The sequence below is a fragment of the Dellaglioa sp. CoH-57-MRSF-19 genome (genome assembly GCF_056781975.1).
Window position 1 is genome coordinate 1 of record NZ_JBXAXW010000306.1, and the last position, 251, is coordinate 251.

Sequence of the window (251 nt, forward strand, 5' to 3'; positions counted from 1 at the left end):
TGTTCCGTCAGCGACACAACGCGCAGCTCGAAACTGCCCTTCTTGCCGTTGCGCAGAACCAGCAGGATGTTGTCGATGGTTGGCTGCGGGAGAACGGACACGATGTTGAGGCCACCGAGTTTTTCGCCCCGCGAATAGCCTGCATCAAATGCACCGTTGATGGCGTTGACGGTCTCACGCAGTTCCGCATGCGAAACTTCAGGCGCAAGCTTGATTAGGGTCTTTGCGATGTTCTCGTCACCGACAAGCGT

At 56.6% G+C, this 251-nt stretch carries 1 pseudogene; it reads right to left on the reverse strand.

The features are described 5' to 3' along the window. Positions 1–251: pseudogene (locus AC1RO3_RS09305) on the reverse strand (hypothetical protein); the annotation flags it as partial.